Here is a 24,736-nt window from a genome sequence, read left to right on the forward strand (position 1 = left end):
TGATCAGACCGTGACGAGCCCGAGCTCGGCACAGCCCTGCTGGAGCGTGTCGAGGCCGAAGGCCGCGGTCGGTCCGACGACTCCGGGTGTGACGTCGGAGTGGGTGGCGATGTGGTGGGCCGCCCACGCGATGAGTTCGCCGGTGAGGCTGTAGGGGTTGGGGCCTTCCAGGTGGACTTCCGCAAGCGGGGTGCTGCCCGGAGTGCCCGTGGAGGCGACGGCGACGACGTGTGAGGGAATCCGTGCGCGCAGGGCCGCGTCGGGACCGCCCGGCGGGCCGATGAGCAGGGGGCGGGTCAGGGCGCCGGTGACCTTGCTGCCTGCCGGAAGGCGTGTGGTGGCGTGGGCGAGGGCCGAGTAGAGGGAGAGGAAGCGGCTGAGTTCGGGGAACCAGCCGTTGTAGACGGTGACGTCGTCGAGCGACGGGAACTCCCGTGGCAGGAAGAGCACTTCGGTGCCGGAGACGAGGAATGCCGACTTGCGGCGCCCTCGTACGGTGAAGCGGCGGACGCGGGAGGCGGTGCGTTCGTCGACGAGCACGCGCCGGTGCAGGCGTGCCGAGGGCAGGGTCAATCCGTCGCGCATGGTGGTGCGTGTGCCCTGGCTGGTGCCACGCCAGATGGGGCCGGTGGCGAAGTAGCCGATGTCGACACTGCGCGCGGCTGCCCCTGCCTTCTGGAGGGCGAGGGCCGCGGCGAGGACGCCTGGCACGTAGTCATAGCCGAAGGCCGGGAGCATCACCGCCCCGGTCTCACGGGCGCGTTGGTGGTGCCGGTCGTGCAGGGTGCGGACGAATCCGACTTCGCCGCTGGAGTCGATGTAGTGGGCGCCCGCGTCCGCGGCGGCCTGCGCGACGGGGAAGCCGAAGCGTTCGAAGGGGCCGACGGTGGTGATCAGCACGTCACCGCGCTGCAGGTGCTTCTTCAGGCCGTCGGGGGTGGCGGCGTCGACGACCAGGTGGTCGAGTCCGCTGAAGCGTTCGGCCAGCGCAGCCAGTGCGGTGGGATCGCGTCCGGCGACCGTCGGCCTGACGCCCCTGCGTATGAGGGCGTTGAGGACGAGGTCGCCGGTGTAGCCGGTGGCGCCGAGCAGGATGATGCGGCTGTTCATCGCTTCCTTCCCAGGAGCGGGTGGGTCCGGGACACGGCCTTGGCGATGAAGGCGAAGGAGCGGGAGGTGTGCGGTGCGTAGATCAGGCGCAGGGTGTCGGGCCTGGTGGGCTTGGACAGGACCGACTTGCGGTGGCTGAAGGTGTCGAAGGACGTCTTGCCGTGGTAGGCGCCCATGCCGGATTCTCCGACGCCGCCGAACGGCAGGTTCGGAACGCCGAGGTGGATCATCGGCGCGTTGTAGACGAGTCCTCCGGATGAGGTCTTCTCCAACAGGGCTTGCCGGGCTGCTTTGTCGCGGGTGAACGCGTAGAGGGAGAGGGGCTTGTCCCTGGCGTTGATGAAGTCGATGGCCTCACCGACGCCGCCTACGGTAAGGACCGGGAGGATCGGGCCGAAGATCTCCTGGGTCATGACGGGGGCCCCGGCCGGCACGTCGGTCAGCACGGTGGGGGCGATGTAGCGTTCCGCCGCGTCGGAGACGCCTCCGGTGAGGAGGTCGCCCTCTGCCGTGAGTCCGGTCAGGCGCTGGAAGTGGCGGTCGTTGACGATACGGCCGTAGTCGGCGCTGGTGCGGGGGTTGGGGCCGAACATCTGCTGGATGGCTTTGGGCAGTGCGGCCAGCAGGGAGTCGCGGGCGGCGTGGGTGACGAGGACGTAGTCGGGTGCGACACAGGTCTGGCCGGCGTTGGTGAACTTGCCCCAGGCCAGTCGGCGGGCGGTGACGGCCATGTCGGCGGTCTCGTCGATGAAGACGGGTGATTTGCCGCCGAGTTCGAGGGTGACGGGGGTCAGGTTCTTCGCCGCGGCGGCTGCCACGATGCGGCCGACCGTGCCGTTGCCGGTGTAGAAGATGTGGTCGAAACGCTGCGCGAGCAGCGTGGTGGTCTCTTCGACGGCTCCTTCGACGACGGCGACGGCCTCCAGGTAGCGGGGCAGGAGGTCGGCGAGCAGGGCGCTGGTGGCGGGGGCGAGTTCGCTGGGTTTGACGACGGCCGCGTTGCCGGCGGCCAGTGCGCCGACCAGGGGGTTCAGGGTGAGCGTCAGCGGATAGTTCCAGGGCGCGATGACGAGGCAGACGCCGAGGGGTTCGGGATGGATCCGGGCCGTCGCCGGTTTCAGGTTCATGGGTACGGCGACCCGCCGGGGCCTCATCCAACGGTCGAGGTGGCGCAGGGCGTGTTCGATCTCGGCGAGGACTCCGCCGATCTCGGTGAGGTGCGACTCGGTACGCCCTTTGCGCAGGTCGTCGTAGAGGGCTTCCTCGATGTCCGAGGTGCGCTCCCTGAGAAGGCGTCGCAGGGCATGGAGCTGCCGGCGGCGCCAGGCGGCCGGCCGGGTGAGACCGGAGTCGAAGGCGGCCCGAAGGCGTACGACGGTTTCCGGGATGTCCTGGTCCTGCTGTGCGGCGGTGGCGGCGGTGCCGGTCATGGGCGCGTGCCTTCCAGGCGGTGGGGAGGGGACGGTGTCGTGCCAGGGGGCGGCTAGCGGGTCGTCGCTGCCGCATTCACATCGGCGACGAGGCGCTCGGCGAGGCGCTCGGAGGACGGCGGGTTCTGGCCCGTGTACACGTTGCGGTCGACGACCACATAGGGACGCAGCGGCAGACGAGCCTTGGAGTACTCAGCCCCGCTCTCCCGCAACCGGTCCTCCAGCAGCCACACCGCCTTGCGGCCGAAGCTGTTGAACTTCTCCTCCAGGTTCGAAAGACCCGTCATCCGGTACCCGGTGAACGGCCACGATCCGTCCTCGTTCTGCGCCGCGAACGCCGCAGCCGGCGCATGGCACAGCAGCGCCAAAGGCTTCCCCGAACGCAACACCCGCGTGATCAACGCACCCGACACCGGATCCACCGACAAGTCCTCCATCGGACCATGCCCACCCGGATAGAACACCACGTCGAAATCGTCCGGATCCATATCCGCCAGCACCCGCGGACTGTCCAACTCGGCCTTGATCGAATCCAGATACGCCGCCACCTCACGCAACTTCGACGGCCACCCCGCCGTCCGCGACATGCTCAGCTCATCCAGCGTGGGGACCTTCCCGCCCGGCGTCGCGATCGTGATCTCCCACCCCGCCGCCGAAAAGATCTTGTGAGGCATCGCCAGCTCCTCACCCCAGAACCCCGACGGATGCACCTCCCCGTCCTTCAACGTCCACCGATCAGCCGCAGACACCACAAACAACACCCTGATCATGACGACCCTTCCTCCGGAGACGGCTCCACCACCTCAAAGGTGGATACATCTACTGATATCTGGCGTGAGTGTCCGGAATCATCATCGGCCCTGAGGAGGGGCCGGGCGACTGGTCGCCGCCGGGGCCCTCGCGCCACACGCTTCTGGCAGCGTACGCCAATCCTGGCACAGACTGCCAGGTTTGACACTGATACCCTTTTCGCATGAGGGAGACCACCACGCCCGGCCTGCGCATGAAGACCCGCCGAGCCGTCACAGAAGCCCTGGCCGACACGGCCCTCGAGCTCTTCGACACCACCGGCTTCGACCAGGTCACGGTGGCCGACATCGTCGCGGCGGCCGGCATCTCCCAGCGCAGCTTCTTCCGCTACTTCAACAACAAGGAGGACGTGGTCTTCGGCGACCGCATCCCCTCCGCCGACGAGGTCCGGAACGAATTGCTCCGGCACCTCGACGGAAACTCCGTATGGGACGCGCTGCGCGCCACTTTCCGCACAGCAGCCCTTCAGATGGACGACGACACGGGGCACTGGAAAAGGGCCACCCGCGTCATCTGCCATACGCCCGGCCTACGCGCGCGCTACCTGGAGAAGCACCTGGCCTGGACCGACGCCCTCGTGCCCGAGATCGCGCCCCGGATCAATCCCGATGGCCCCGACGCCGGACTCCGGGCTCAGACGATGATCAACACCGCGTTGGGCTGCTTCGACGTCGCCCTGATGCGCTGGTCCGAGAGCGGCTCGGACCTCTCCCTCGCCGCCCTCGTCGACGACGTGTTCGGGTTCGTGCGGTTCCCTCACGCCTGACGAGCGTGCCGCCGAGGCACTACGTTCCCGTGCCCGCCAGGTTCGCGGTGCCGCCTGCCTCTGTTCCGAAGGGGCCCGGCCGCGAGGCGCGGCGTTGGCGCAGTACCGCCGCGAGCATGGTGACGAGGACGCCTACGACCGCCCAAGCCGACAGGACCAGCAGGGATGGGGTCATGTTGCCGCCGTGGAAGGAGGAGATCGAGCGGCCTGCCCAGGCACTCGTTCCCGACGGCAGGGCCGGACCGATCGCCTGCCAGAACGACGGCAGCATCGGCGCGGGGAAGGCTCCACCGGCGCTCGGGTTGCCCGCGATGACGACGAGCAGCGTGTCGGCGGCACCGGCCGGGTACACCACAAGCGCACCGCCGATATCCCGGTTTCGGAGAAGGTGCCCTGTTTCATGCCCTCAACGGTCCCGGGCACTGGGCACTCACACAGGCGGAAGGCATCCGAACGGATCCCGGCGCGGACGTCCGCAGCACCGGCCGTCCAGCAGGACGCAGGACGCAGGAACAACCCCATGCCGGTTGCTGCGCCTGGGGCACCGCCGGCCGGGTTGCGGTGGGCTGACAGGGCACAAACGATGGAACCGGGCACTGACGCCCAGGGCGGGGAACCACCACTCGCGGCCGGTAGGGCCGCAAGAACAGGGCACTTGTGTGCTCGTGACAACGGAGTCGATGATGACTGAGCTTCCTCCTCCGATCACGCCTTACCTCGAGCCGGCCGCGAAGGAGCTGTGCGAGGCGACCGATCCGCACCCCCGGATCTACGAGGTGCCGCCCGAGAAGGGCCGTGACATCCTCCTCGGCCTGCAGAGCGACACGAGCGTGCCCCGCCCCGAGGTCGACGAGGAATGGGTGGAGGTGGACGCGGGCGAGTGGGGCACCGTCCGCACCCGCATCATCCGCCCCAAGGGAGCCACCGGCCCCCTGCCCGTGGTGTTCTACATCCACGGCGCCGGCTGGGTCTTCGGCGACGAGCAGACCCACGACCGCCTCTTCCGCGAACTGGCCGTCGGGGCCGACGCCGCCGGCGTCTTCCCCGTCTACGACCGCGCCCCGGAGGCGAAGTACCCCACCCAGGTCGAGCAGAACTACGCCGTCGGCCAGTGGGTCATGCAGCACGGCGCCGAGCACAACCTGGACACCTCCCGCATCGCCGTCACCGGCGAATCGGTCGGCGGCTGCATGTCCACGGTCTTCGCCCTGATGAACAAGGAACGCGGTGGCATCGACCTCAAGGCCCAGTGCCTGCTCTACCCGGTCACCAACGCCGACTTCGACACCCCCTCCTACCTGCAGTTCGCCGAGGGCTACTACCTCACCCGCGACGGCATGCAGTGGTTCTGGGACGCCTACACCACCGACCCCGCCCAGCGCGCCGAACACCACGCCTCCCCCCTGCGGGCCTCCCTCGACCAGCTCAAGGACCTGCCCACCACCCTGGTCATCACCGACGAGGCCGACGTCCTGCGCGACGAGGGCGAGCAGTACGCCAACAAGCTCCGCGAAGCCGGCGTCGACGTCACCTCCGTCCGCGTCGCCGGCATGGTCCACGACTTCCTCCTCCTCGACAGCCTCCGCGACACCCGCGCCGCCAACGTCGCCCGCAAACTCGCCGTCGACTTCCTCCACACCGCACTCCACAACACCTGACACACCCCGTGCTTCTCTGTGCATGAAGCACGAAGCCGGGCCTGCCGACGCCATCACGGCGTCGGCAGGCCCGGGCCGCGTTTCGGCGGGGCCGTCGGTGCCGACCACCCGTTTTGCGAGATACCCCACACCCCTCGATGTTTACGATGCCTACATCATTGCCCTAATGTGAGTGGTGCACACATCGTAAGTGATCGAGATGGAAGAGAGAACGGGATGACCAGCGAGCTGTTCTCGCCGTTGACCCTGCGCTCCGGGCAGGTACTGAAGAACCGGATCGCGAAGGCGGCCATGGAGGAGAACATGGCCGGCGACGGCCAGCTCCCCGACTGGCAGCTACTGTCGCTGTACAAGCACTGGGCCTCCGGCGGCGCCGGACTGCTGATCACCGGCAACGTGATGGTCCACGCCGAGGCGCTGACCGGCCCCGCCGGAGTCGTACTCGATGAGAATGCGCCCCTGGAGCCGTTCGTCGACTGGGCGAAGGCCGCCAAGGCCGGCGGGGCTGCGATCTGGATGCAGATCAACCACCCCGGCCGACAGGTAGCCTCCGACATGCCCGGCGTCGTGTGGGGCCCGACCGACATCGGCGTGTCCCTGGGCAAGCACAGCAGCCGCTTCGGCCGCCCCACCGCGATGACTCCCCAGCAGATCGAGGACACCGTGACCCGGTACGCGGTGACCGCGCGCCGTGCCGAAAAGGCCGGCTTCGACGGCGTCGAGATCCACGCCGCGCACGGCTACCTGCTCTCGCAGTTCCTCTCCCCCCTCGTCAACAAGCGCACCGACCGGTGGGGCGGGTCCCTGGAGAACCGGGCCCGGATGCTGCTGGACATCGTCCGCGCCGTCCGCGCCTCGGTCTCCCCGTCCTTCGCCGTCGCGGTGAAGCTCAACTCCGCCGACTTCCAGCGCGGAGGGTTCGACGCCGACGACGCCCGCCAGGTCATCGAGATGCTCGAACCGCTCGGCGTCGACCTGGTCGAACTGTCCGGCGGCAGCTACGAGAGCCCCGCGATGACCGGCCGCCCCGCCGACGACCGCACCCAGGCCCGCGAGGCCTACTTCCTCGACCTCGCCAAGGACCTCGTCAAGACCAGCCCCATCCCGCTCATGCTCACCGGCGGCATCACCAAGCGCGCGACCGCGGACAAGGTCCTCGACAGCGGCGTGGCGGTCATCGGCATGGGTACTGCCCTGGCCGTCACCCCCGACCTCCCCGAGCGCTGGCGCCAGGGCCGCGAGGCCGACCGCACCATGCGCCCGGTGACCTGGTCCGACAAGGCCCTCGCCTCCGCCGCCGGCATGGCTCAGGTCCGCCACCAGATGCGCCGCCTCTCTCGCGGCGACAACCCCAGGCCCGGTGCCCACCCGGTGATCGCCCTGATCTCCGAACGCCGCAAGCAGCGACGGGCCCTGCGCAACTACCGCGCCTGGCTGACCAGTTCTCGGGCCGCGGCCTGAGAAGGACGCCGATGGCGCCCCATGGCGCGCCTCTCCGCTCTGCCCGGGGGCGCCATCGCTCGTCGTCTTGCCATCCGTCCCCGGCACTCGGCGTTTGCCGCACCATGCCGTCCGCTCCGCCCAGGCGCCCTGCTGCATGAAGCGCTCCCCCGCGACCGCCTGCGAAGCCGACCATCGCAGGCGGTCCGACACGTGACCCGCCTGGACGCCGTCAGCTGGCCACAGTGCCGGCCGACGCACCTGCGGCGCGGCGCACGGTCCCGGCTACGAGGGGCACGCCTGACGGACACGGTCGGAGTACCCGGAAGACCGTCCGACCCGGACAAGGGAGCGCGAAGATGACAGAACCGAGCCAGAGCCCCGGCGCCCCGAAGAACCTCGAAGGCTCCTTGCCGGAGGGTCCTCGCGCACCCGACGGCCGTTCGGTGCCGTACCGGCGCGACATCCCGGAGTCCAGGGGCATCCACAACTCGGCGCCGGAGGCCTCTGGACCTGCGATGCCCGTACTCCCGTATCTTGCCTACGAGTTCCACCGCGTCACGGACAAGCAGCGGTCGGCCGACGACAGCCCGCAGGGCTCCCCCGCCCTGGCGGAGCAGTCGTTTCCCGATCCGGATGAGAACCCGGACGAATCCACTGTTCTGCCCGGAGCTGTCACCACGGTGTGGTCCGGCATTTTCGCCACCGCGCACCGCCGGCTCGGAGAAGGCCGTTGACGTACGCCCCAAGGACGATGCGGGCCTGGTCCGTCCGCTCCTTTGAAAGTTTCCCGATCGGGGGGACCGCCGAGGTGAGCCCGAAAGGGACCAAGGGATGATCTTGGAGCTCTAGAGGGGTCTTGCCGATCGTTGGTCGAGCCAGATGAGGGTGCCGGCGAGGGTGATGGCGGCGAGGTAGCGGTCGGGGTGTCTGTCGTAGCGGGTGGCGATGCCGCGCCACTGCTTGAGCCGGTGGAAGCAGCGCTCGACGACGTTGCGCCGCCGCTAGGCGGACCTGTCGAAGGCGCAAGGCCGTTCACGGCGCCGTCTGCGGCCGGCGAGCTGGTCGACGCGTTCGGGAATCGTGGCCTTGATCCCGCGCCGGCGGAGGTGGGCCCGGAAGCCGCGGACGGAGTAGCCCTTGTCCGAGCTCCCTTGGGCAGCCGCGTGCTGGTGAGCCCGCACGGTCGTGGAGCCGTTCGCGACCAGCCAGTCCACCTCCGCCCACGCGGCGTCAGAGATCTCCCCCTCACCACCAGACCAATGATCCGATGATCGGAAAGACGCCCCCTAGGTTCTGTCCGGCGGATCATGTGATCGCCCCATGGACCATTGTGTTGGTCGTGGGGCGGGGTGATCTTACGAACGACGAGTGGGCGCAACTGGCACCACATCTACCGAAGACCGGGTGCCGTGGCGGACGTTGGACTGATCACCGGATGGTGATCAACGGGATCCTGTTCCGGGTCCGCACGGGTGTCCCGTGGCGGGACCTGCCGGAGCGGTTCGGGAACTGGAAGACCCTGTACGAGCGCCACCGCCGGTGGTCGGCGGACGGCACTTGGGAAAGGATCCTCCAGACCGTTCAGGCCGAGGCGGACTCTCAGGGGCGCATCGACTGGAGCATGGTGGGCGTGGACTCCACCTCGTGCCGGGCCCACCAGCATGCTGCCGGTGCGCCGCGCAGGACACCCAGGATCCCGAAGCGGAGATCAACACCTCGGCAACACCGCCCCGACGAAGGACTCGGCCGGTCCCGTGGCGGCCTCACTTCCAAGATCCACCTTGCCGGGGAAGGCGGCCGCCGTCCCCTGGCCATGCTGATCACGCCCGGTCAGTGGGGCGACAGCCCACAGCTGATCCCGGTCCTTGAACGCATCAGGGTCAAGCGCCCGAGCGGCGGGCATCCGCGCACCCGCCCCGGCCACCTCGGCGGCGACAAGGCGTACAGCTCCCGCCGCAATCGCCGCTACCTGCGTAGACGCCAGATCAAGCACACCATCCCGGAGCCGAAGGACCAGCGGGCCAACCGCCGGCGCCGCGGCAGCCGAGGAGGCCGGCCTGCGGGTTTCGATAAGGAGATGTACAGGCGCCGGAACGAGGTCGAGCGGACGATCAACCGACTCAAGCACTCCAGGGCCGTCGCGACGCGGTATGACAAGCGTGCCTACGTCTTCCACGGCACCGTCACCGTCGCGTCGATACGCCTCTGGCTCAGACCGTGATCAGCCCGCGTCCGGAGTATCGGCCTGCTTCGCCGGCTCGGCAGTGACCTGCCTCAGCAGCACCGTTGGCGATGGCATGACGGCGTACCAGGTGTTCGCACTCTCCTCGGTGACCGGGGCCCAGGCTGCAACTACGGGGAGTTCACAGTGGTCGCCGGCCTCCAGCGGGGGCAGCGTCCAGGACATGCCGTGGTAGTGACCATAGGTCCACGCCCCACGTGCTGAACGAGTGGTTGTGTACCTCGTCGATCAGCGCAGCCCACCGCCGGGGTACCTCTCCTGCGTCGGCGGCCCCGCAGATCGCCTCCTCGTCACTGCCTCCGACAGTGAGCCGGATCGTCTCGTCCTCCACCGTAATAGCTGCCAGCGCCTGCCCCCCCGTCGTACCCTCCGTCTGCACCCTCCGGAAGCCCTGCCGAGAACTGCACTCGCCCGAGCGGCGTGAAGGCGTCGATTCGCCAGACTGCCGCACGGCAGTCGATCAGTGGCCCCCAGTTCTCGGGGTCGAGCTCGGGATCGTACGGGGTCAGCAGCAGCTCGACGCGGGCCCCGGGAGTTACCCAGCGGGCGAGCGTGCAGTCGCCCGGAAGTTGGAACAGCTCATCCGGCTGCAGCGGAAGGCTGGTGTTCCCAATCGTCGTAGTGAAGGTCAGCGGGCCGAATGGCGTGTCGATAGCCGGCTGATCGGAGGAACGCAGGCGGGTGCGCGGGAGGGTGGGGAGCAGCACCGCCCCAGCCTACTGCGGTGTGACCCGTTAAGATCCGCCGGACAGAACCTAGGGCCGGACGCTTGGCTCGCGAGAGGCGGGGAAGGCGGTCGTCGCATAGCGTCGACGCAGGCGCGTACGGATGGACACGCCGACGGACACGCGTCCGCACCCGCGTGCGGACGGGCCGGCGGGCGTGCCGAGCGGCGACCCGGTCGGTCGGACCCGCCCACGTGCCGCCACCCGGCGAACGTCCGGGCCCGCGCCGGCGAAGGCCCCGAGGTGAGGAGGAAGGTCCGTGGACCAGACCCTGCCCGAGCGCGCGTCCACGGTGACGCTGCGCGTCAACGGAACGGACCGCGCGCTCACCCTGGACCACCGCACGACCCTGCTGGACGCGCTGCGCGACCACCTCGACCTCACCGGCACCAAGAAGGGCTGCGACCACGGGCAGTGCGGTGCCTGCACCGTCCTCCTCGACGGCCGGCGCGTGAACAGCTGTCTGTTGTTCGCCGTCGCGTGCGCGGGCCGTTCCGTCACCACCGTCGAGGGCCTCATGGACGGCGAGCGCCTCCATCCGGTCCAGGAGGCGTTCGTCGCCCGGGACGCCCTGCAGTGCGGCTACTGCACACCGGGCCAGATCTGCTCGGCCATGGCCCTGCTGGACGAGGCGGCGCGCGGCGAACCGTCGCACGTGACACCGCCGGAACGCCCGCCGGGCGCCCCCGTCACCCTCACCCCGGACGAGATCCGGGAGCGCATGAGCGGGAACATCTGCCGCTGCGGCGCCTACCCGAACATCGTGGCCGCGATCGAGGAGGCCGCCCGGTGAAGCCCTTCGCGTACGTGCGCCCCGAACGCACCGAGGAGGCCATCGCGCACCTCGCGGCCCACCCCGGCGCCCGTTTCCTGGCGGGCGGCACCAACCTCGTGGACCTGATGAAGCTGGGCGTCACCGGCCCGCCGCTGCTCGTCGACCTCGGCGCCCTGCCCCTCGACGGCGTCGCGGAGACCCCCGACGGCGGCCTGCTGATCGGGGCGACCGCGCGCAACAGCGACGTCGCCGCCCACCCCGCCGTGCGCACCCGCTACCCCGTGCTGTCCCAGGCCCTGCTGGCCGGCGCCTCGCCCCAGCTCCGCAACGCGGCCACCACCGGAGGCAACCTCCTCCAGCGCACCCGCTGCCCCTACTTCCAGGACACGTCCACGCCCTGCAACAAGCGCGTGCCCGGTTCCGGCTGCCCCGCCCGGGAGGGCGTCCACCGGGACCTCGCGGTCCTCGGCCACTCCGCGCACTGTGTCGCCACGCACCCCTCGGACATGGCCGTCGCCCTCGCCGCCCTCGACGCGGAGGTCCGGCTGCGCGGGGCGGACGGCGAACGGACGGTGCCCGTCGCCGCGTTCCACCGGCTGCCCGGCGACCGCCCGGACCTGGACACCGTCGTCGCACCCGGCGAACTCATCACGGGCGTGGCTCTCCCCGCACCGCCGCCCGGCGCTCTCAGCGCTTACCGCAAGGCCCGTGACCGCGCCTCGTACGCCTTCGCGCTCGCCTCCGTCGCCCTCGTCCTGACCGTCGAGGACGGCCGGGTGGGGCACGCCGCCCTCGCCTTCGGCGGTCTCGCCCACAAGCCCTGGCGGGCGCGGGCGGCGGAGGAGGTGTTGCGGGGCGCACCGGCCACCACCGAGACCTTCCGGCGGGCCGCCGACGCCGAACTCGCCGCCGCCGAGCCCCTCCGCGACAACGGCTTCAAGGTGCCGCTGGCCCGCAACCTCGCCGTGAGCCTCCTGGGGGACCTCGCGTCCCGCGCCGCCGCGGCCGCCCCGTGACGACCACGACGCGCCCGCGGCCGCACCCCGACGCCGCCCCCGCCGGCGCCCCGCGGCGCGTCGCCCGTCCGCCACGCCGCCCTGATGTCCTGCCCGGCGTCGACCCGCCCGCCCGGCATCCGTCCGCCCGGCATCCGTCCGCCCACCGAACGTCCGATCGCCCACACCCCGCCGTACGCCGACCGGAGGAGGCACCGCGCCATGACCCGCCACGAACCCGCGACCGCGCAGCCCCCGGCTGCCGTCCGGCGTGACGCCCGCCAGAAGGTGACGGGCGAGGCCCGCTACGCCGTCGACCGGACGCCACCCGGCTGCCTCCACGCCTGCCCGGTGCCCGCCGCCGTCGCCCGCGGACGGGTCACCGCCGTCCACGCCGACGAGATCCTGCGGCGCCCCGGGGTGCACGCCGTCCTCACCCACGAGAACGCCCCGCGCCTCGGCGACGCCGACGACCCGACGCTCGCGCTGCTCCAGGAGGACCGGGTCCCCCACCGGGGCTGGTTCGTCGCCGTCGTGGTCGCCGACACGCCCGAGAACGCCCGCGCCGCCGCCGACGCGCTGCGGATCGACTACGCGCCGAGCGGGCACGACGTCCGGTTGAGCGCCGACCACCCACGGCTCTACACGCCCGAGAAGGCCAACGGCGGCTACCCGGCCGTACGCGAGCGGGGCGACTTCGACACCGCCTTCGCCGCGTCCCCGGTCCGCCTCGACGCCACCTACACCATGGGCGCCCTGCACAACCACCCGATGGAACCGCACGCCGCCACGGCCTGGTGGGACGACGACGGTCTGACCGTGTACGACTCCAGCCAGGGCGCGACGACCGTACGGGACGTCCTCGCGCGCCTGTTCCGGCTACCCCAGCAGCGGGTCACCGTCGTCTCCGCCTACGTGGGCGGCGGCTTCGGCTCCAAGGGCACCCCCCGGCCGCCGGCCGTCCTCGCGGCGATGGCCGCCCGGCACACCGGCCGGCCCGTCCGGCTCGCCCTGCCCCGCCGCGACCTGCCCGCCACCGTGGGGCACCGCGCGCCCACCGTCCAGCGCGTCCGCATCGGCGCCGCCGCCGACGGGACGATCGCGGCCCTCGCCCACGACGTGGTCACCCAGACGTCCACGGTGAAGGAGTTCGTCGAACAGGCCGCCGTCCCGGCCCGCACCATGTACACCTCCCCGCACAGCCGCACCACCCACCGGGTGGTCGCCCTGGACGTACCCACCCCGTCGTGGATGCGCGCCCCCGGCGAGGCGTCCGGGATGTACGCCCTCGAAGCGGCCATGGACGAACTCGCCGAGGCGGTCGGCATCGACCCGGTGGAGCTCCGGCTTCGCAACGAACCCGACACCGAGCCCGACAGCGGCAAACCGTTCAGCAGCCGGGGCCTCACCGCCTGCCTGCGGGACGGTGCGCGCCGGTTCGGCTGGGCGGACCGGGACCCGCGCCCCGGCATCCGGCGGGACGGGGACGTGCTGTCCGGTACGGGCGTCGCCGCCGCCACCTACCCCGTACTCCTGAGCCCGTCCCGCGCCTCCGCCCACGCCGCCCCGGACGGCCGCTTCGTCGTCCGCGTCGACGCCACCGACATCGGCACCGGGGCGCGCACCGTCCTCGCCCAGATCGCCGCCGACGCCCTCGGCACCCCGCTCGACTCCGTACGCGTCGAACTCGGCAGCAGCCGACTCCCCGACGCCCCCGTCGCCGGCGGCTCCTCCGGGACCGCGTCCTGGGGCTGGGCCGTGCACAAGGCCTGTGCCGCGCTGCGCGCGACCCTGGCCGCCGGCCCCGACCGTCCGCTGCCTCCCGAGGGCGTCACTGTCGAGGCGGACACGGAGGAGGAGGCCGGGCGGACGTCCCCGTACGCCCGCCACGCCTTCGGCGCCCACTTCGCGGAGGTCCGCGTCGACACCGTCACCGGCGAGGTCCGGGTGAGTCGGCTGCTCGGCGTCTACGCCGTGGGCCGGGTCCTCAACGCGCGCACCGCCCGCTCCCAGTTCATCGGCGGCATGACGATGGGGCTCGGGATGGCGCTCACCGAACACAGCACCATGGACCTCGCCTTCGGTGACTTCCGCGAACGCGACCTGGCCTCCTACCACGTCCCTGTCTGCGCCGACGTGCCGGACATCGAGGCGCACTGGGTGGACGAGGACGATCCCCACCTCAACCCGATGGGCAGCAAGGGCATCGGGGAGATCGGCATCGTCGGCACGGCGGCGGCGATCGCCAACGCCGTCCACCACGCGTGCGGCGTCCGCCTCCGCGACCTCCCCCTGACCCCCGACCGCCTCCTCCCGCTGCTCACCGCCCGGGCGCCCACCCCCTAAAGCGTGTTGCAGAAGGCTTCGGTTCGGGCATTTCCCCTGTCTGGGAGGGGTGTTGAGGGCTGGGCCGTGGTGGGTGGAGACGTTCACGGGTCTGCGGATGCGGCAGTTCGCGCCGCTCTTCGGCGTTTCGCCCGGTGCTCGGTGACCGTCTTCAGCCGGCGGTGTGCCGGGTGACCAAGCGGCTGCGGCCGCTGCTCGCGATCGAGCCGGCCACCCGTCCGGCCGACGCGATCGAGCCGGCCACCCGTCCGGCCGCCGCGGTCGACCGGCCGTGGATCGCGGACGGCACCCTGGTCCCGGTCCGCGATCGGAAGACCGGGGCGTCCTCACGCAGTTACCGGTTCTCGGCGAACGTACAGGTCAACATCGACGCCGACACCAAACTGGTCATCGCCGCAGCCCGGCCGGTGCCCGGCACCACCACCGAAGCGAAGGCCTGGCGGGTCTCCGGCCCGGCCGCCACGCCATGCTCGGCATCGCCCGCATGCACCACCCCGCCCTCGCCGGACAGACCAGAAGCCGCACGGCGGCCGACCATGCCCGATGATGTGATCTCGCCCGGCGCGAACGGCTCCTACGCGTGGCCCAGTCGGCTGAAGCCCGCCTGGAGGGTGTGGAGGGTGACGGACGCGCCGCCGAGGTACTCGGCCTTCTGGCGGAGCCGGTCGACGACCGCCGGGCTCGGCTCCCCGTACACATCGATGGAGCGCATACGGATCAGCGCGCCGAACGCGCGGAACTTCGGGCCGCCGAGCTCCAGGTGCCGCTCCATCGACGCCGAGTCGGGATGCACGGCCACGACGCTCATCGTGAACGCCGCCTCGTCGAGGTAGAGGCGGTAGGCGATGAGCTGCGGCTCGCGCTCCGCCACGAACGCGGCCAGGTCGCGCATCCCGTCCCTGGCCTCCTCGATCCTGCCCTCCAGGATCTCGGAGCGGTCGACGTAGAAAAGAGGTTCCGTCACGGCCCGAAGCTAGCGCGCGGCCCCACCTGGCCCGCGCGACTCGCGCCAGGTCCCTACGCGCGGGTCACCCGCCCCGCTCACCGCGCCGGGGTGTGAACACCCGAGCCGAGCGGAGGAGCCCGTCAGCCGGCGCGTCGATTCGCGGAGAGCAGCCACATCCAGCGCCGACGTTCCATGACGAGGGTCGCGGCGGCCAGTACGGTCACGGACACCGCCGCCCAAGGGGGCCATGCGAACCAGGAGGAAACCACGGCAGCGGTCAGCTGGAGCAGCACCAGCAGGATCGTGGCCCACCCCGGCACCGCGACGACCACGTGGCTCTTGTCCCCCGGGGTGGACAAGAGGGTCGGAAGACCGATCAGGGCCACCACGGACAGGGCGGCGAGCAGCCATGAGTGCCCGGCCAGGGCCCAGGGGGTGGCCACCCAGGCGATCAGTTCCGTGGCGAACCGCAGGGCGGACGCGGTGCGGTCATCGGGTCGTCGTGAGTCGGCTTCTCCGCGGGCGATGTCCATCACCTGCGGACGATCTCATTGTGGGCGATCAAATGAAAGGGGCACGAGCGGAGTACGCGGTCGGAGGAAGGTTCCCGCGCCGCGCAGTCGCGGCCCGGAAGGTTCCCGCGCCGCACATTCGCGGCCCGCTCGCGCTCCGGCAGGCGGTGCCGGCAGGCCGGCGAACCCTGACGTCGGCCGTTCGGGAGTCTCCGTGGAATCTCTCCACCCCCATTGTTGACGGTGCTTACATTCCCCCTTACAGTCTTCATGTATACATCGCTTACATGAGAGTGGGGAACCCCCATGTCTTCGACTCAGAAGGACACCGTCAAGGTCGACCTCGGCGGCCGCGCCGTCACCGTCCCCAAGGGGGGCCTGTACGACCAGTACCGCATGAACCCCGACCTCGACGCCATCGCGCGCGACCCGCGCGTCAGCAGCGTGGACTTCTTCCGGCAGCTGCCCAAGATCAAGGTCGACTCGCCCATCGGTCCCACGCTCACGCCGAACTTCTACTACACGATCTCGACCGCCCGGCTCACGATGGTCGCGCCCTCCCGGGCGATCCGCGCCCGCCTGCCCGAGGAGCTCTCGCCGCTGGAGATCGTGCCCGGCCTCGGCCTGGTTTCGGTCATGTTCTTCCGGTACGACGTGTGCGACATCGACTTCTACACCGAAGCGGCCGTCGGCATCGCCGTCAAGCCCGCGCGGCACGGAAAGCTCGGCTTCTTCGACCTCGTCTCCGGCCTGAAGAACGAGCACCTCGACTCCTACGTGCTGTCGCTGCCGGTGAACTCGGACATCGCGCAGGTCCGCGGTCACGACGGCTACGGCTTCCCCAAGTGGGTCACCGGGCTCGACGTCGACATCGACGACCATCGGACGACCGCCCGCGTGGCCAACGACGCCGGCGGAGTGGACCTGTCGCTCCTGGCGAACACGCCGGCTCAGAGGGCCTACCCGAGCGGCGAGCGCGTCAGTTCGCTCACCTCGTACACGACGATCAACGGCGCCTGGCACTCCACTCTGAACCAGACCAACGTGCTGAACGCCGGCACCACGCGCAGCACCAGCGGCATCACCCTTCAGCTCGGTGAGGGCCGCATGTCCGACGACCTGCGCTCGCTCAAGCCGAAGCGGACCATCCAGTTCGACGTCATGACCGAAGGCCAGGCCGCCCTCCACATGCCGGTGCCCACCTCGGTCCAGAGCCGCAACAAGTAGCAGCAAGGAGTCCCTGCCATGGTCACCGACCACGTCAGCAGCCCCACGACCGCCCGCGGCCCGGGCCTGCCCGCGTTCATCACCCCGGCCCTGATCGAACGGCTGGCCGCGCGGGTCTCGGCCGCGCCCGATGCCGCGCGGGTCACCACCAGCGCCCCGTACACCGGCGAGCCCTTGGCCGACCTGCCGGTCTCCACCCCCCAGCACGTCGAGGCCGCGTTCGCACGTGCCCGGATCGCGCAGAAGTCCTGGGCGGCCACTCCGATCGAGGAGCGCAAGCGGATCCTGTTGCGCTACCACGACCTGGTCCTGGCCCGGCGGGACGAGGCGGTCGACCTGATGCAGGCCGAGAACGGCAAGACCCGCCGTGACGCGTTCCTCGAGGTCGTCGACATCGGCATCGTCTCGCGCTACTACGCGCGCAACGCCGCCAAGTACCTCAGCCCCAAGCGGCGTCGCGGCGCAATTCCAGTGCTGACCCACACCACCGAGCTGCGCCACCCCAAGGGCGTCGTCACCGTCATCTCGCCGTGGAACTACCCGCTGAGCATGGCTGCCAGCGACACCATCGCGGCCCTGATGGCCGGCAACGCCGTCGTGCAGAAGCCCGACACCCAGACCGCGCTCACCGCCCTGTGGTCCATGGACCTGATGTACGAGGCAGGTCTTCCCGCCGACGTGTGGCAGATGGTGATCGGGCGGGGCAGCTCCATCGGCGGTGCGTTGATGGACAACGCCGACTACATGATGTTCACGGGCTCCACCGCCACCGGACGCCAGATCGCCGGCGACGCCGGCAGGCGCCTCATAGCCGCCTCCCTCGAACTGGGCGGCAAGAACGCCATGCTCGTCCTGGACGACGCCGACATCGAGAAGGCCGCCGAGGGCGCCGTCAACGCCTGCTTCCCCTCCGCGGGACAGCTGTGCGTCTCCATCGAGCGCCTGTACGTGGCCGAGTCCATCCGTGACAAGTTCGTCGCCGCGTTCGTCGCCCGCACCAAGAAGCTCAAGATCGGCGCCGCGTACGACTACAGCATGGACGTCGGCAGCCTCACGACCCCGTCCCAGCTGAAGACGGTCACCGAGCACGTCGACGACGCCGTCGCCAAGGGCGCCACCGTCCTCGCCGGCGGCAAGGCGCGCCCCGACCTGGGACCCCTGTTCTACGAGCCGACCATCCTCACCGACGTCACCCCCGACATGACGCTGCACGGCCACGAGACCTTCGGCCCCGTCGTCTCCATCTATCCCTATCGCGACGTCGATGACGCCGTCGCGCAGGCGAACTCCACGGCTTACGGCCTCAACGCCAGCGTCTGGTCGCGCAATGGTGCGCGCGGCCGGGCCGTCGCGGCCCGTGTCCACGCGGGCACCGTCAACGTCAACGAGGCCTTCGCCGCCGCCTGGGGAAGCACTGACGCCCCCATGGGCGGCATGGGCGACTCCGGGCTCGGCCGGCGCCACGGCGCCGACGGCATCCTCAAGTACACCGAGGCCCAGACCGTCGCCCACCAGCGCCTCCAGGGCTTCTACCCGCCGTCCCGTATCAGTCCCGAAACGTGGGTCACCCTCCTGACCGGCGCCCTGAAGGTCATGAAGGCAGTGGGCGTCCGCTGATCCCGGCACCCCGAAGCCGCCCGTCACGTCCACGAAACCTCGGACCGGTCCGCCGTCGCACCACACCGCCGGCGGACCGGTCCGAAACGGAAGTACCCGTTCCCTGTCAGAGGCGACCGCGTCCGCGTCCTTCTGCTGCCACCGTTTCAGCAGATCGCTCACCGCATCGGGAATTCGCTCCGGAGCAGCGCCCCGGTGAAGGACCCCTCCGTCGAGACCGGCTACGACCGCCTCCACGAAGCCGAAGCATCTCCGCAGCAGATCGGTGTCCGGTTACGCACGTTCCAAGGCCGGCTGGAGAACCGGCCTCGTCAGGAGGTCGAGCAGGTTCTCGTACAGAGCCAGACCTGTGTCGACTGTCGGCGGCGCCTCATCCTGCCGAAGTCCGTACTTCTCCTGGACCAGACGCCCGGTCCCGGGAGTGCGCTCCAGCAGGAGAGTCAGGACATCGTCGTCAGCGATCACCGCGCGGCCCCTCCCCGTCATGCGACGACGATAGGGCGTCTGTCCAGCCGCCCCGTTCGCCCAGCCGGCCAGATCGTCGGGATCGCCGGCAGCACCGCCAGGGCCGACTACGCGGCCCGGTTCGGCTACGACCGGGTCCTGCTGCGCGAACAGTTCCCGGCCGGGCTCGGCGACGAACGATTCGACGTGATCCTCGGCCCGGTCGGCGGCGCGACCCGCCGTACGGGCCTGGAGCGGCTCGCCGCACACGGCCGGCTCGTGGCGTACGGCACCCTCGGCGCCCCCGAACCCGCCCCGGCCGACACCGACGACCTGCTCACGCGCGGCGCCTCACTCCTCAGCCCCCTCAAGCGGGGACGCGCCGTCGAGCGGCTCCTCGGACTCGCCAGCCGCCCCGCAACGAGACCTGACGACCACCCGTGACCCAATCCGTAGCCGTCCTCACCGTCGCCTGCCGTCCCGGCAGCCTTCGTAGACGATCCCGGCATCACGGACTCCACTCAGGGCCGTTCCCGAGGGCCCCCATCAGCCCTACGACTCAGCCCTACGACGCATCTGGCTCCTCCGGCGGTCACGCTGCGCGGCTCAGTTCGCCTTGACCTTTCCTGCCGCAGCGAGCCAGGCGCGGTAGCCGCGCAGGGCACTGCGCTGCTTGCGGCGTTCGGAGATCAGCGCGAGCAGGGGGCTGGCGCCGGGCCTGGTGTTGCGTCCGCGGGCGAGGCGACGCATCTGGTGTCGCACTCCGGCCATGCCGGCAGTTGCGGCAAGGGCTTTGTCAGACCATGTCAGAGGCTCCATCGTGCGGTCGGCCTCGCGGTGGTTCCACCAGCGTTGTGGAAGGTCGGGGGTGAGGGTGAGGGCGGTTCCCATGCCGACGAGCGCCACACCGTTGGAGAGGACGCGCTCTGCGGTGACGCGGCGGTTGATGCCGCCGGTGAGCATGAGCGGGATGGGGCTGGTCTTGACGAGGTCCTTGGCGAGGTCGAGGAAGTAGGCCTCGCGGGCCTGGGTGCGGTCGTCGGCGGGGCGGCCGGTCATCGCGGGGCTCTCGTAGCTGCCGCCGGACAGTTCGACCAGGTCGACGCCGAGCGGTTCGAGCATCTCGATGACCTGGCGAGCGTCGTCGGCGTCGAACCCTCCGCGCTGGAAGTCGGCGGAGTTGAGCTTCACCGCGACGGCGAAGGACGGGGAGACCGAGGCGCGGACGGCGCGGACGATGTCCAGCAGCATCCGGGCCCGGTTCTCCAGGGAACCGCCCCACCGGTCGGTGCGCTTGTTGACGAGGGGGGAGAGGAACTGCGAGAGCAGGTAGCCGTGCGCGGCGTGGATCTCGACGCCGTCGAAGCCGGCCTTTTCGGCGCGGCGCGCGGTCACCGCGTACCGGGTCACGGTGTCCTCGATCTGCTGGGGGGTCATCGCGGTGGGGCGGCCGAAGCGGCTGCTGTGCCTGCCCAGACTGACGCCGATGTCGGACGGACCCCAGACCACGCCGGGCATGTCGGAGGCGACCTGTCGGCCGGGGTGGTTGATCTGCATCCAGACCACGCCACCGCCGGCCTTGGCGGCCTTCGCCCAGTCGACGAACGGCTCCAGGCGTGCGTACTGGTCGAGCACGACTCCGGCGGGCCCGGTCAGCGCCTCGGCGTGGACCATCACGTTGCCGGTGATCAGCAGACCGGCGCCGCCGGCGGCCCAGCGCCGGTAGAGGGTGAGTATCCGTTCGCCGGGAAGCTGGCCGTCGTCGGCCATGTTCTCCTCCATGGCCGCCTTCGCGATCCGGTTCTTCAGCACCTGCCCGGAGCGCAGGAGCAGCGGGGAGAACGGTTCATCTACCATTCCGGTTTCCCTCTTCCCTTTCGATCATTTAAGATGTATGCACCGTTCACATTAGGGCGCGATGTGAGCAACGTAAACATAGGGAAAGCGAGTGTGACCCATGCCACAGGCCAGCGCGTATCATCACGGCGATCTGCGAGCCGCCTGCCTGCGGGCGGCCCGGGAACTACTGGAGGAGGACGGCAGCGCGGGCCTCTCGCTGCGCGCGGTCGCACGGCGGGCCGGAGTCTCGGCGACCGCCCCCTACCGCCACTACGCGGACCGTGAAGCGCTCGTCTCTGCGGTCGCCGCCGAGGGCTACCGCGAGCTCGCCGAGCACCTGACGGCGGCCCATCCCACCCCGTCGACCCCGGACGATCTGGCCGCCGTCGCCACCGCCTACGTCCGGTTCGCGCTTGAGCACCCCGCGCTGTTCCGGGCCATGTTCGCCGAGCCCTGCGATCCGACCAGCGAGGAGCGCGTCGCCGCGACCGCCGCCATCTCCGAGTACGTCCAGGGCATCGTCCGTGACGCCTTCCCCGGCGCCGACGACACCGGCGCGCTGGCGACCACCGTCTGGGCCCTCGTCCACGGCCTGGCGTTCCTGCACCTCGACGGCAAGCTCGACGCCTCCACCCCTGAGGTCGTCGCCCACCAGGTCCGCTCCTCCGTCCTCGCCTTGTTCAGCGTCTCCCCCGCGGTGCAGAAGGCGATCGCGGCGGGCTGACCGGCCAGCGCTGCGACGGTGCCTTCCGCGAACGCGGCCCAGGTTCCGCCCTCGGTGGGCTCGGGGTCCTTCATCTACGCCATCAGGGCATGGTCGAGCAGGTCCTGCACGGACCGCTCCTTGTCGGGTGAGGGGGCGTAGCGGGCCAGCAGAGCAAGGTGGTCGTACTCGTTCCAGCGGGCGGCCTGATGCAGCGGCCCCTGGAATCCGGCTGCGTCGGCAGCGATGCGGGCCGTGTCGCGCCGGCGGGTGAGGGTGCCGGCGCGGACAGGGCCGCCCGGTCGCAGTACCGTTCGACGATCTCCGTACGGGTGAGCATGCCGGGCAGGTGACTGGGCTGACGGCGCATCGCCCGGGCCATGCGGCCGTCGTCGGCCTGCACCCAGTAGGCCATGGCGCTGCCGAGGCCCATCAGCGGGTCGCCCAGCGTGGCCAGTTCCCAGTCGAGAACTCCGGTGACCCGCAGGGTCTCCTCGTGGAGGGCGAGGCTGTCCAGCCGCCAGTCGTTGTGGACGACACAGAGGGCGGCGTCGTCGGGCTGGTGGTCGGCCGGCCAGGCCGTCACGTGCTGGAAGCCGGGCGTGTTCCAGGTGCGGGCCTGGACGTAGCGACAGGTCCAACCCTCCACCTGGCGGCGGACGTAGCCTTCGCCCTTGCCGAGGTCGGCGAGTCCGGCCGCTGCGGGATCGACCCGGTGCAGGTCGGCGAGGGCGTCGACGAAGGCTTCCGACAGTGCCCGTGCCCTACCGGACGGCAGGTCCATGCCCTACGGGAGGTTTCCGCGAAGGATGAGTCCGGGCACCTTGTCCATGACGTAGAAGTCGGCGCCGATGACACCAGGGTCCTGGCAGAGCGCCCGGACCGTGGGGACGAGCGGGAAGACGGGCCCCAGTGCCTTCTGGACGCGGTACTCGCGGGCCGTGTCGTGCGCGGAGCCGGCCTTCTTGGCCGCCGGCGGGCGGCGCAGGATCAGCTCTGTTCCCAGATGCGGGTAGCTCAGCTGGTAGGTGAGGTTCGATGCGCCGCCCGTGAACTGGACGACTTCAGGGCTGGGGCCGTAAGGCCGTCGATCTGCCGCGTCAGCCAGGCGTGGACGCCTTCGACGTCGAAGGCGTCCTCGGCGCGGGCCGCGCTCTGGTCGGTGGCGATGTAGCCGGGGTGGAGGTTGGTGACGGCGATCGGCGTGCGGGTGACGGTCATCTCGGCCCGGTTGCCTTCGGCGAGGGCGGACAGGCCGGCCTTGCTGGCCGCGTACGTGGTGAGGTTGCGGGGAAAGCCGCGCATGGTGCTCATGGAGGAGACGACCACGAGGTGTCCGGAGCCCTGGGCGCGGAAGATCTCCATGGCGGCCTCGCACTGCGCGAGGGCGGCGGTGAAGTTGGCCCGGGCGGTCTGCAGATTGGCGTCGAAGCGGCCGGTTCCGATCGGTTTCCCTTTGCCCAGGCCGACGTTGACGATGATGCGGTCCAGGCCGTCCAGGTCTTCGCGCAGCGCGTGGAAGACGTCGAAGACCTGCTGGTGGTCGTTGGCGTCGAGGCTGCGTACGGACACCTTGATGCCCGGGTGGGCGGCGAGGAGCTCTTCGCGGAGCGCTTGCAGGCGGTCGGTGCGGCGGGCGCACAGGGCGAGGTCACGGCCGCGGGCGGCGAAGGTACGGGCCATCTGTTCACCGGGGCCTGAGCTCGCACCGGTGAAGAACGCGTTGCCAGTCGTCGCGCCCGCGCGTCGAAGCGGATGAACGAGACTTCTCCCGAGGGCAGTTCGGCCGACGGGTTGCGATCTGCGGCTGGCGGTCTGCGGTCTGCGGTCTGCGGTCAGAACACGGCCTCCGACGTAGGCGTGGCGCTCCGCCAGGGCGCGGCCCAGTCCCAGGGCCCCGCCGGTGATCACGACGCGCTTGCTCATCTCGCGTCCCGGGGGCGGTACCGGCCGAATTCGACCCGGACGATGACGCCGAGGTGGACCTCGTCGGGCCCGTCGGCCAGGCGCAGGGCGCGGGCGGAGGCGAGGGGGAAGTCGTCGGAGAGTCCTGCGCCGCCGTGGATCTGGATCGCCATGTCGATCACTTCACAGGCCATCGCCGGGACGGCCGCCTTGACCTGGGACAGTTCGCTGATGGCGCCTGCGGCACCGGCGGTGTCCAGGAGCCAGGCGGCGTGCAGGACCTGGAGCCGGGCCTGGTTGATGGTGGTCCTGGCTTTGGCGATGCGTTCGCGGTTGTCTCCGAGGTTGCCGAGCGGCTTGCCGAAGGCGGTGCGGGACACGGACCGCTCGCAGGCGAGTTCCAGGGCGTTCTCGGCGAGTCCGATCAGGCGCATGCAGTGGTGGATGCGGCCGGGGCCGAGTCTTCCCTGGGCGATCTCGAAGCCGCGGCCGGGGCCTGCGATGACCGCGTCGAGCGGGAGTCGGACGTCGGAGAAGGACACCTCGCCGTGGCCGTAGGGCTCGTCGAGGTAGCCGTGCACCGGCAGCATCCGTTCGATGCGCACGCCGGGGGGTTGTCGAGGGACACGAGCACCATCGAGTGACGGGCGTGGCGCGGGGCTTCGGGATCGGTCAGTCCCATGAAGATGACGAAGCGGCAGTCCGGGTGCCCGATGCCCGTGCTCCACCACTTGCGGCCGTTGAGGACGACGGTGTCGCCGTCCACGAGGGCGGTGGCGGCCATGTTGGCGGCGCCGGAGGAGGCCACGCCCGGCTCGGTCATGCAGAAGGCCGAGCGGATCTCGCCGCGCAGCAGCGGTTCCGTCCAGCGCCGACGCTGGTCGTCGCTGCCGTAGTGGGGCAGGACCTCGGCGTTTCCGGTGTCGGGCGCGTTGCAGTTGAAGATCTCGGGCGCGATGAGCGAGCGGCCCATGAGTTCGGCCAGGGGCGCGTATTCGGTGTTGGTGAGGCCCGCGCCGTAGGTGGGGTCGGGGAGGAACAGGTTCCACAGCCCGGCCGTCTTCGCCTTGGCCTTGAGTTCGTCGATGAGCGACGGGATGGACGCCCAGCGGCCCTCCTGACCGCGCAGCGCGGTGAGGTACTCCTGCTCGCGCGGCAGGACCTGCGACGTCATGAATGCGCTGACGCGCTCGATGTAATCGCGTGCCTTGGGCGAGTGTCCGAAGTCCATGCGCTTCCCATC

The 24,736-nt window shown here is 70.6% G+C and carries 20 protein-coding genes and 4 pseudogenes; 13 read left to right on the plus strand and 11 right to left on the minus strand.

All coding sequences use genetic code 11. The features are described from left to right. Positions 1-3: 3 nt before the first annotated feature. From BLW86_RS01090 to BLW86_RS01100, 3 genes are read right to left on the minus strand one after another with little or no spacing between them, the layout of a single operon-like run. On the minus strand, positions 4-1,110 hold the full coding sequence (locus BLW86_RS01090) for a saccharopine dehydrogenase family protein (protein WP_093872255.1): 1,107 nt from the start codon (positions 1,108-1,110) through the stop codon (positions 4-6). Further along, positions 1,107-2,540: an aldehyde dehydrogenase family protein gene (locus BLW86_RS01095; RefSeq protein WP_093872256.1), complete on the minus strand. Its 1,434-nt coding sequence runs from the start codon at positions 2,538-2,540 to the stop codon at positions 1,107-1,109. The genes BLW86_RS01090 and BLW86_RS01095 overlap by 4 nt, the downstream gene beginning before the upstream one ends. 53 nt (positions 2,541-2,593) lie before the next feature. Beyond that, positions 2,594-3,310, minus strand: a complete 717-nt coding sequence (locus BLW86_RS01100) for a type 1 glutamine amidotransferase domain-containing protein (protein WP_093872257.1) — start codon at positions 3,308-3,310, stop codon at positions 2,594-2,596. 203 nt (positions 3,311-3,513) lie between these two features. Between BLW86_RS01100 and BLW86_RS01105 the strand changes: the two genes are divergently transcribed. Next, complete coding sequence (locus BLW86_RS01105) at positions 3,514-4,116, plus strand: TetR/AcrR family transcriptional regulator (protein ID WP_256341151.1); 603 nt, start codon at positions 3,514-3,516, stop codon at positions 4,114-4,116. Between the two features lie 19 nt (positions 4,117-4,135). Here the strand turns inward: BLW86_RS01105 and BLW86_RS01110 are convergent. Then, a pseudogene (locus BLW86_RS01110) lies at positions 4,136-4,480 on the minus strand (DUF3533 domain-containing protein); the annotation flags it as partial. 319 nt (positions 4,481-4,799) lie between these two features. Here BLW86_RS01110 and BLW86_RS01115 point away from each other — a divergent pair. The 4 genes from BLW86_RS01115 (at position 4,800) to BLW86_RS01140 (ending at position 9,438) form a co-directional block, all read left to right on the plus strand. After that, complete coding sequence (locus tag BLW86_RS01115; RefSeq protein ID WP_093872258.1) at positions 4,800-5,774, plus strand: alpha/beta hydrolase; 975 nt, start codon at positions 4,800-4,802, stop codon at positions 5,772-5,774. 216 nt (positions 5,775-5,990) lie between these two features. Further along, positions 5,991-7,235 carry an NADH:flavin oxidoreductase/NADH oxidase family protein gene (locus BLW86_RS01120; protein ID WP_093872259.1) on the plus strand — a complete coding sequence of 415 codons (1,245 nt, stop codon included), beginning with the start codon at positions 5,991-5,993 and terminating at the stop codon, positions 7,233-7,235. 338 nt (positions 7,236-7,573) lie between these two features. Then, positions 7,574-7,951 (plus strand): hypothetical protein, encoded by a 378-nt coding sequence (locus BLW86_RS41420; protein ID WP_143060199.1) that lies wholly within the window; start codon positions 7,574-7,576, stop codon positions 7,949-7,951. Positions 7,952-8,556: 605 nt separating this feature from the next. Next, positions 8,557-9,438, plus strand: coding sequence for an IS5 family transposase (locus BLW86_RS01140; RefSeq protein ID WP_093878422.1), 882 nt, complete (start codon positions 8,557-8,559; stop codon positions 9,436-9,438). 311 nt (positions 9,439-9,749) lie between these two features. On the opposite strand, the gene BLW86_RS41425 is transcribed toward BLW86_RS01140, so the two are convergent. Next, positions 9,750-10,166 (minus strand): hypothetical protein, encoded by a 417-nt coding sequence (locus BLW86_RS41425; RefSeq protein WP_143060200.1) that lies wholly within the window; start codon positions 10,164-10,166, stop codon positions 9,750-9,752. Positions 10,167-10,443: 277 nt separating this feature from the next. Between BLW86_RS41425 and BLW86_RS01150 the strand changes: the two genes are divergently transcribed. The 4 genes and pseudogenes from BLW86_RS01150 to BLW86_RS42810 all read left to right on the plus strand — a co-directional run. Next, a complete protein-coding gene (locus BLW86_RS01150) occupies positions 10,444-10,977 on the plus strand; it encodes a 2Fe-2S iron-sulfur cluster-binding protein (protein WP_093872263.1) in 534 nt (177 codons plus the stop codon). Further along, a complete protein-coding gene (locus tag BLW86_RS01155; RefSeq protein ID WP_093872264.1) occupies positions 10,974-11,975 on the plus strand; it encodes an FAD binding domain-containing protein in 1,002 nt (333 codons plus the stop codon). Before BLW86_RS01150 ends, BLW86_RS01155 begins: the two co-directional genes overlap by 4 nt. 201 nt (positions 11,976-12,176) lie before the next feature. Beyond that, on the plus strand, positions 12,177-14,300 hold the full coding sequence (locus tag BLW86_RS01160; RefSeq protein ID WP_093872265.1) for a xanthine dehydrogenase family protein molybdopterin-binding subunit: 2,124 nt from the start codon (positions 12,177-12,179) through the stop codon (positions 14,298-14,300). 40 nt (positions 14,301-14,340) lie between these two features. Beyond that, positions 14,341-14,752 (plus strand): annotated as a pseudogene (locus tag BLW86_RS42810) (IS5/IS1182 family transposase); the annotation flags it as partial. Between the two features lie 122 nt (positions 14,753-14,874). Here the strand turns inward: BLW86_RS42810 and BLW86_RS01170 are convergent. Beyond that, complete coding sequence (locus BLW86_RS01170) at positions 14,875-15,264, minus strand: hypothetical protein (RefSeq protein ID WP_093872266.1); 390 nt, start codon at positions 15,262-15,264, stop codon at positions 14,875-14,877. Between the two features lie 122 nt (positions 15,265-15,386). Beyond that, the gene (locus BLW86_RS01175) at positions 15,387-15,779 is read right to left on the minus strand and encodes a hypothetical protein (protein ID WP_093872267.1); all 393 of its coding nucleotides are present in this window, start codon (positions 15,777-15,779) and stop codon (positions 15,387-15,389) included. A gap of 285 nt (positions 15,780-16,064) precedes the next feature. Here BLW86_RS01175 and BLW86_RS01180 point away from each other — a divergent pair, with 285 nt between their 5' ends. From BLW86_RS01180 to BLW86_RS01190, 3 genes are all read left to right on the plus strand, one after another. After that, the gene (locus tag BLW86_RS01180; protein ID WP_093872268.1) at positions 16,065-16,985 is read left to right on the plus strand and encodes an acetoacetate decarboxylase family protein; all 921 of its coding nucleotides are present in this window, start codon (positions 16,065-16,067) and stop codon (positions 16,983-16,985) included. 18 nt (positions 16,986-17,003) lie between these two features. Further along, the gene (locus BLW86_RS01185; RefSeq protein WP_093872269.1) at positions 17,004-18,602 is read left to right on the plus strand and encodes a succinic semialdehyde dehydrogenase; all 1,599 of its coding nucleotides are present in this window, start codon (positions 17,004-17,006) and stop codon (positions 18,600-18,602) included. 195 nt (positions 18,603-18,797) lie between these two features. Next, the gene (locus BLW86_RS01190; RefSeq protein WP_093872270.1) at positions 18,798-19,490 is read left to right on the plus strand and encodes a zinc-binding dehydrogenase; all 693 of its coding nucleotides are present in this window, start codon (positions 18,798-18,800) and stop codon (positions 19,488-19,490) included. Between the two features lie 162 nt (positions 19,491-19,652). Here BLW86_RS01190 and BLW86_RS01195 read toward each other — a convergent pair whose 3' ends face one another. Further along, a complete protein-coding gene (locus BLW86_RS01195) occupies positions 19,653-20,903 on the minus strand; it encodes an NADH:flavin oxidoreductase/NADH oxidase family protein (protein WP_093872271.1) in 1,251 nt (416 codons plus the stop codon). Between the two features lie 100 nt (positions 20,904-21,003). Between BLW86_RS01195 and BLW86_RS01200 the strand changes: the two genes are divergently transcribed. Further along, positions 21,004-21,609, plus strand: coding sequence for a TetR/AcrR family transcriptional regulator (locus BLW86_RS01200; protein ID WP_093872272.1), 606 nt, complete (start codon positions 21,004-21,006; stop codon positions 21,607-21,609). An 82-nt stretch (positions 21,610-21,691) separates the two neighbouring features. Here BLW86_RS01200 and BLW86_RS01205 read toward each other — a convergent pair. The 3 genes and pseudogenes from BLW86_RS01205 to BLW86_RS01215 all read right to left on the minus strand — a co-directional run bounded on the left by BLW86_RS01205 (position 21,692) and on the right by BLW86_RS01215 (position 24,724). Further along, positions 21,692-22,696, minus strand: a pseudogene (locus BLW86_RS01205) (phosphotransferase family protein). Continuing rightward, positions 22,606-23,514, minus strand: a complete 909-nt coding sequence (locus BLW86_RS01210; protein ID WP_093872273.1) for an SDR family oxidoreductase — start codon at positions 23,512-23,514, stop codon at positions 22,606-22,608. The pseudogene BLW86_RS01205 and the gene BLW86_RS01210 overlap by 91 nt, the downstream one beginning before the upstream one ends. Next, positions 23,511-24,724, minus strand: a pseudogene (locus tag BLW86_RS01215) (acyl-CoA dehydrogenase family protein). The gene BLW86_RS01210 and the pseudogene BLW86_RS01215 overlap by 4 nt, the downstream one beginning before the upstream one ends. Positions 24,725-24,736: the final 12 nt, after the last annotated feature.

The organism is Streptomyces sp. TLI_105 (assembly GCF_900105415.1).
Classification (GTDB): Bacteria; Actinomycetota; Actinomycetes; order Streptomycetales; family Streptomycetaceae; genus Streptomyces.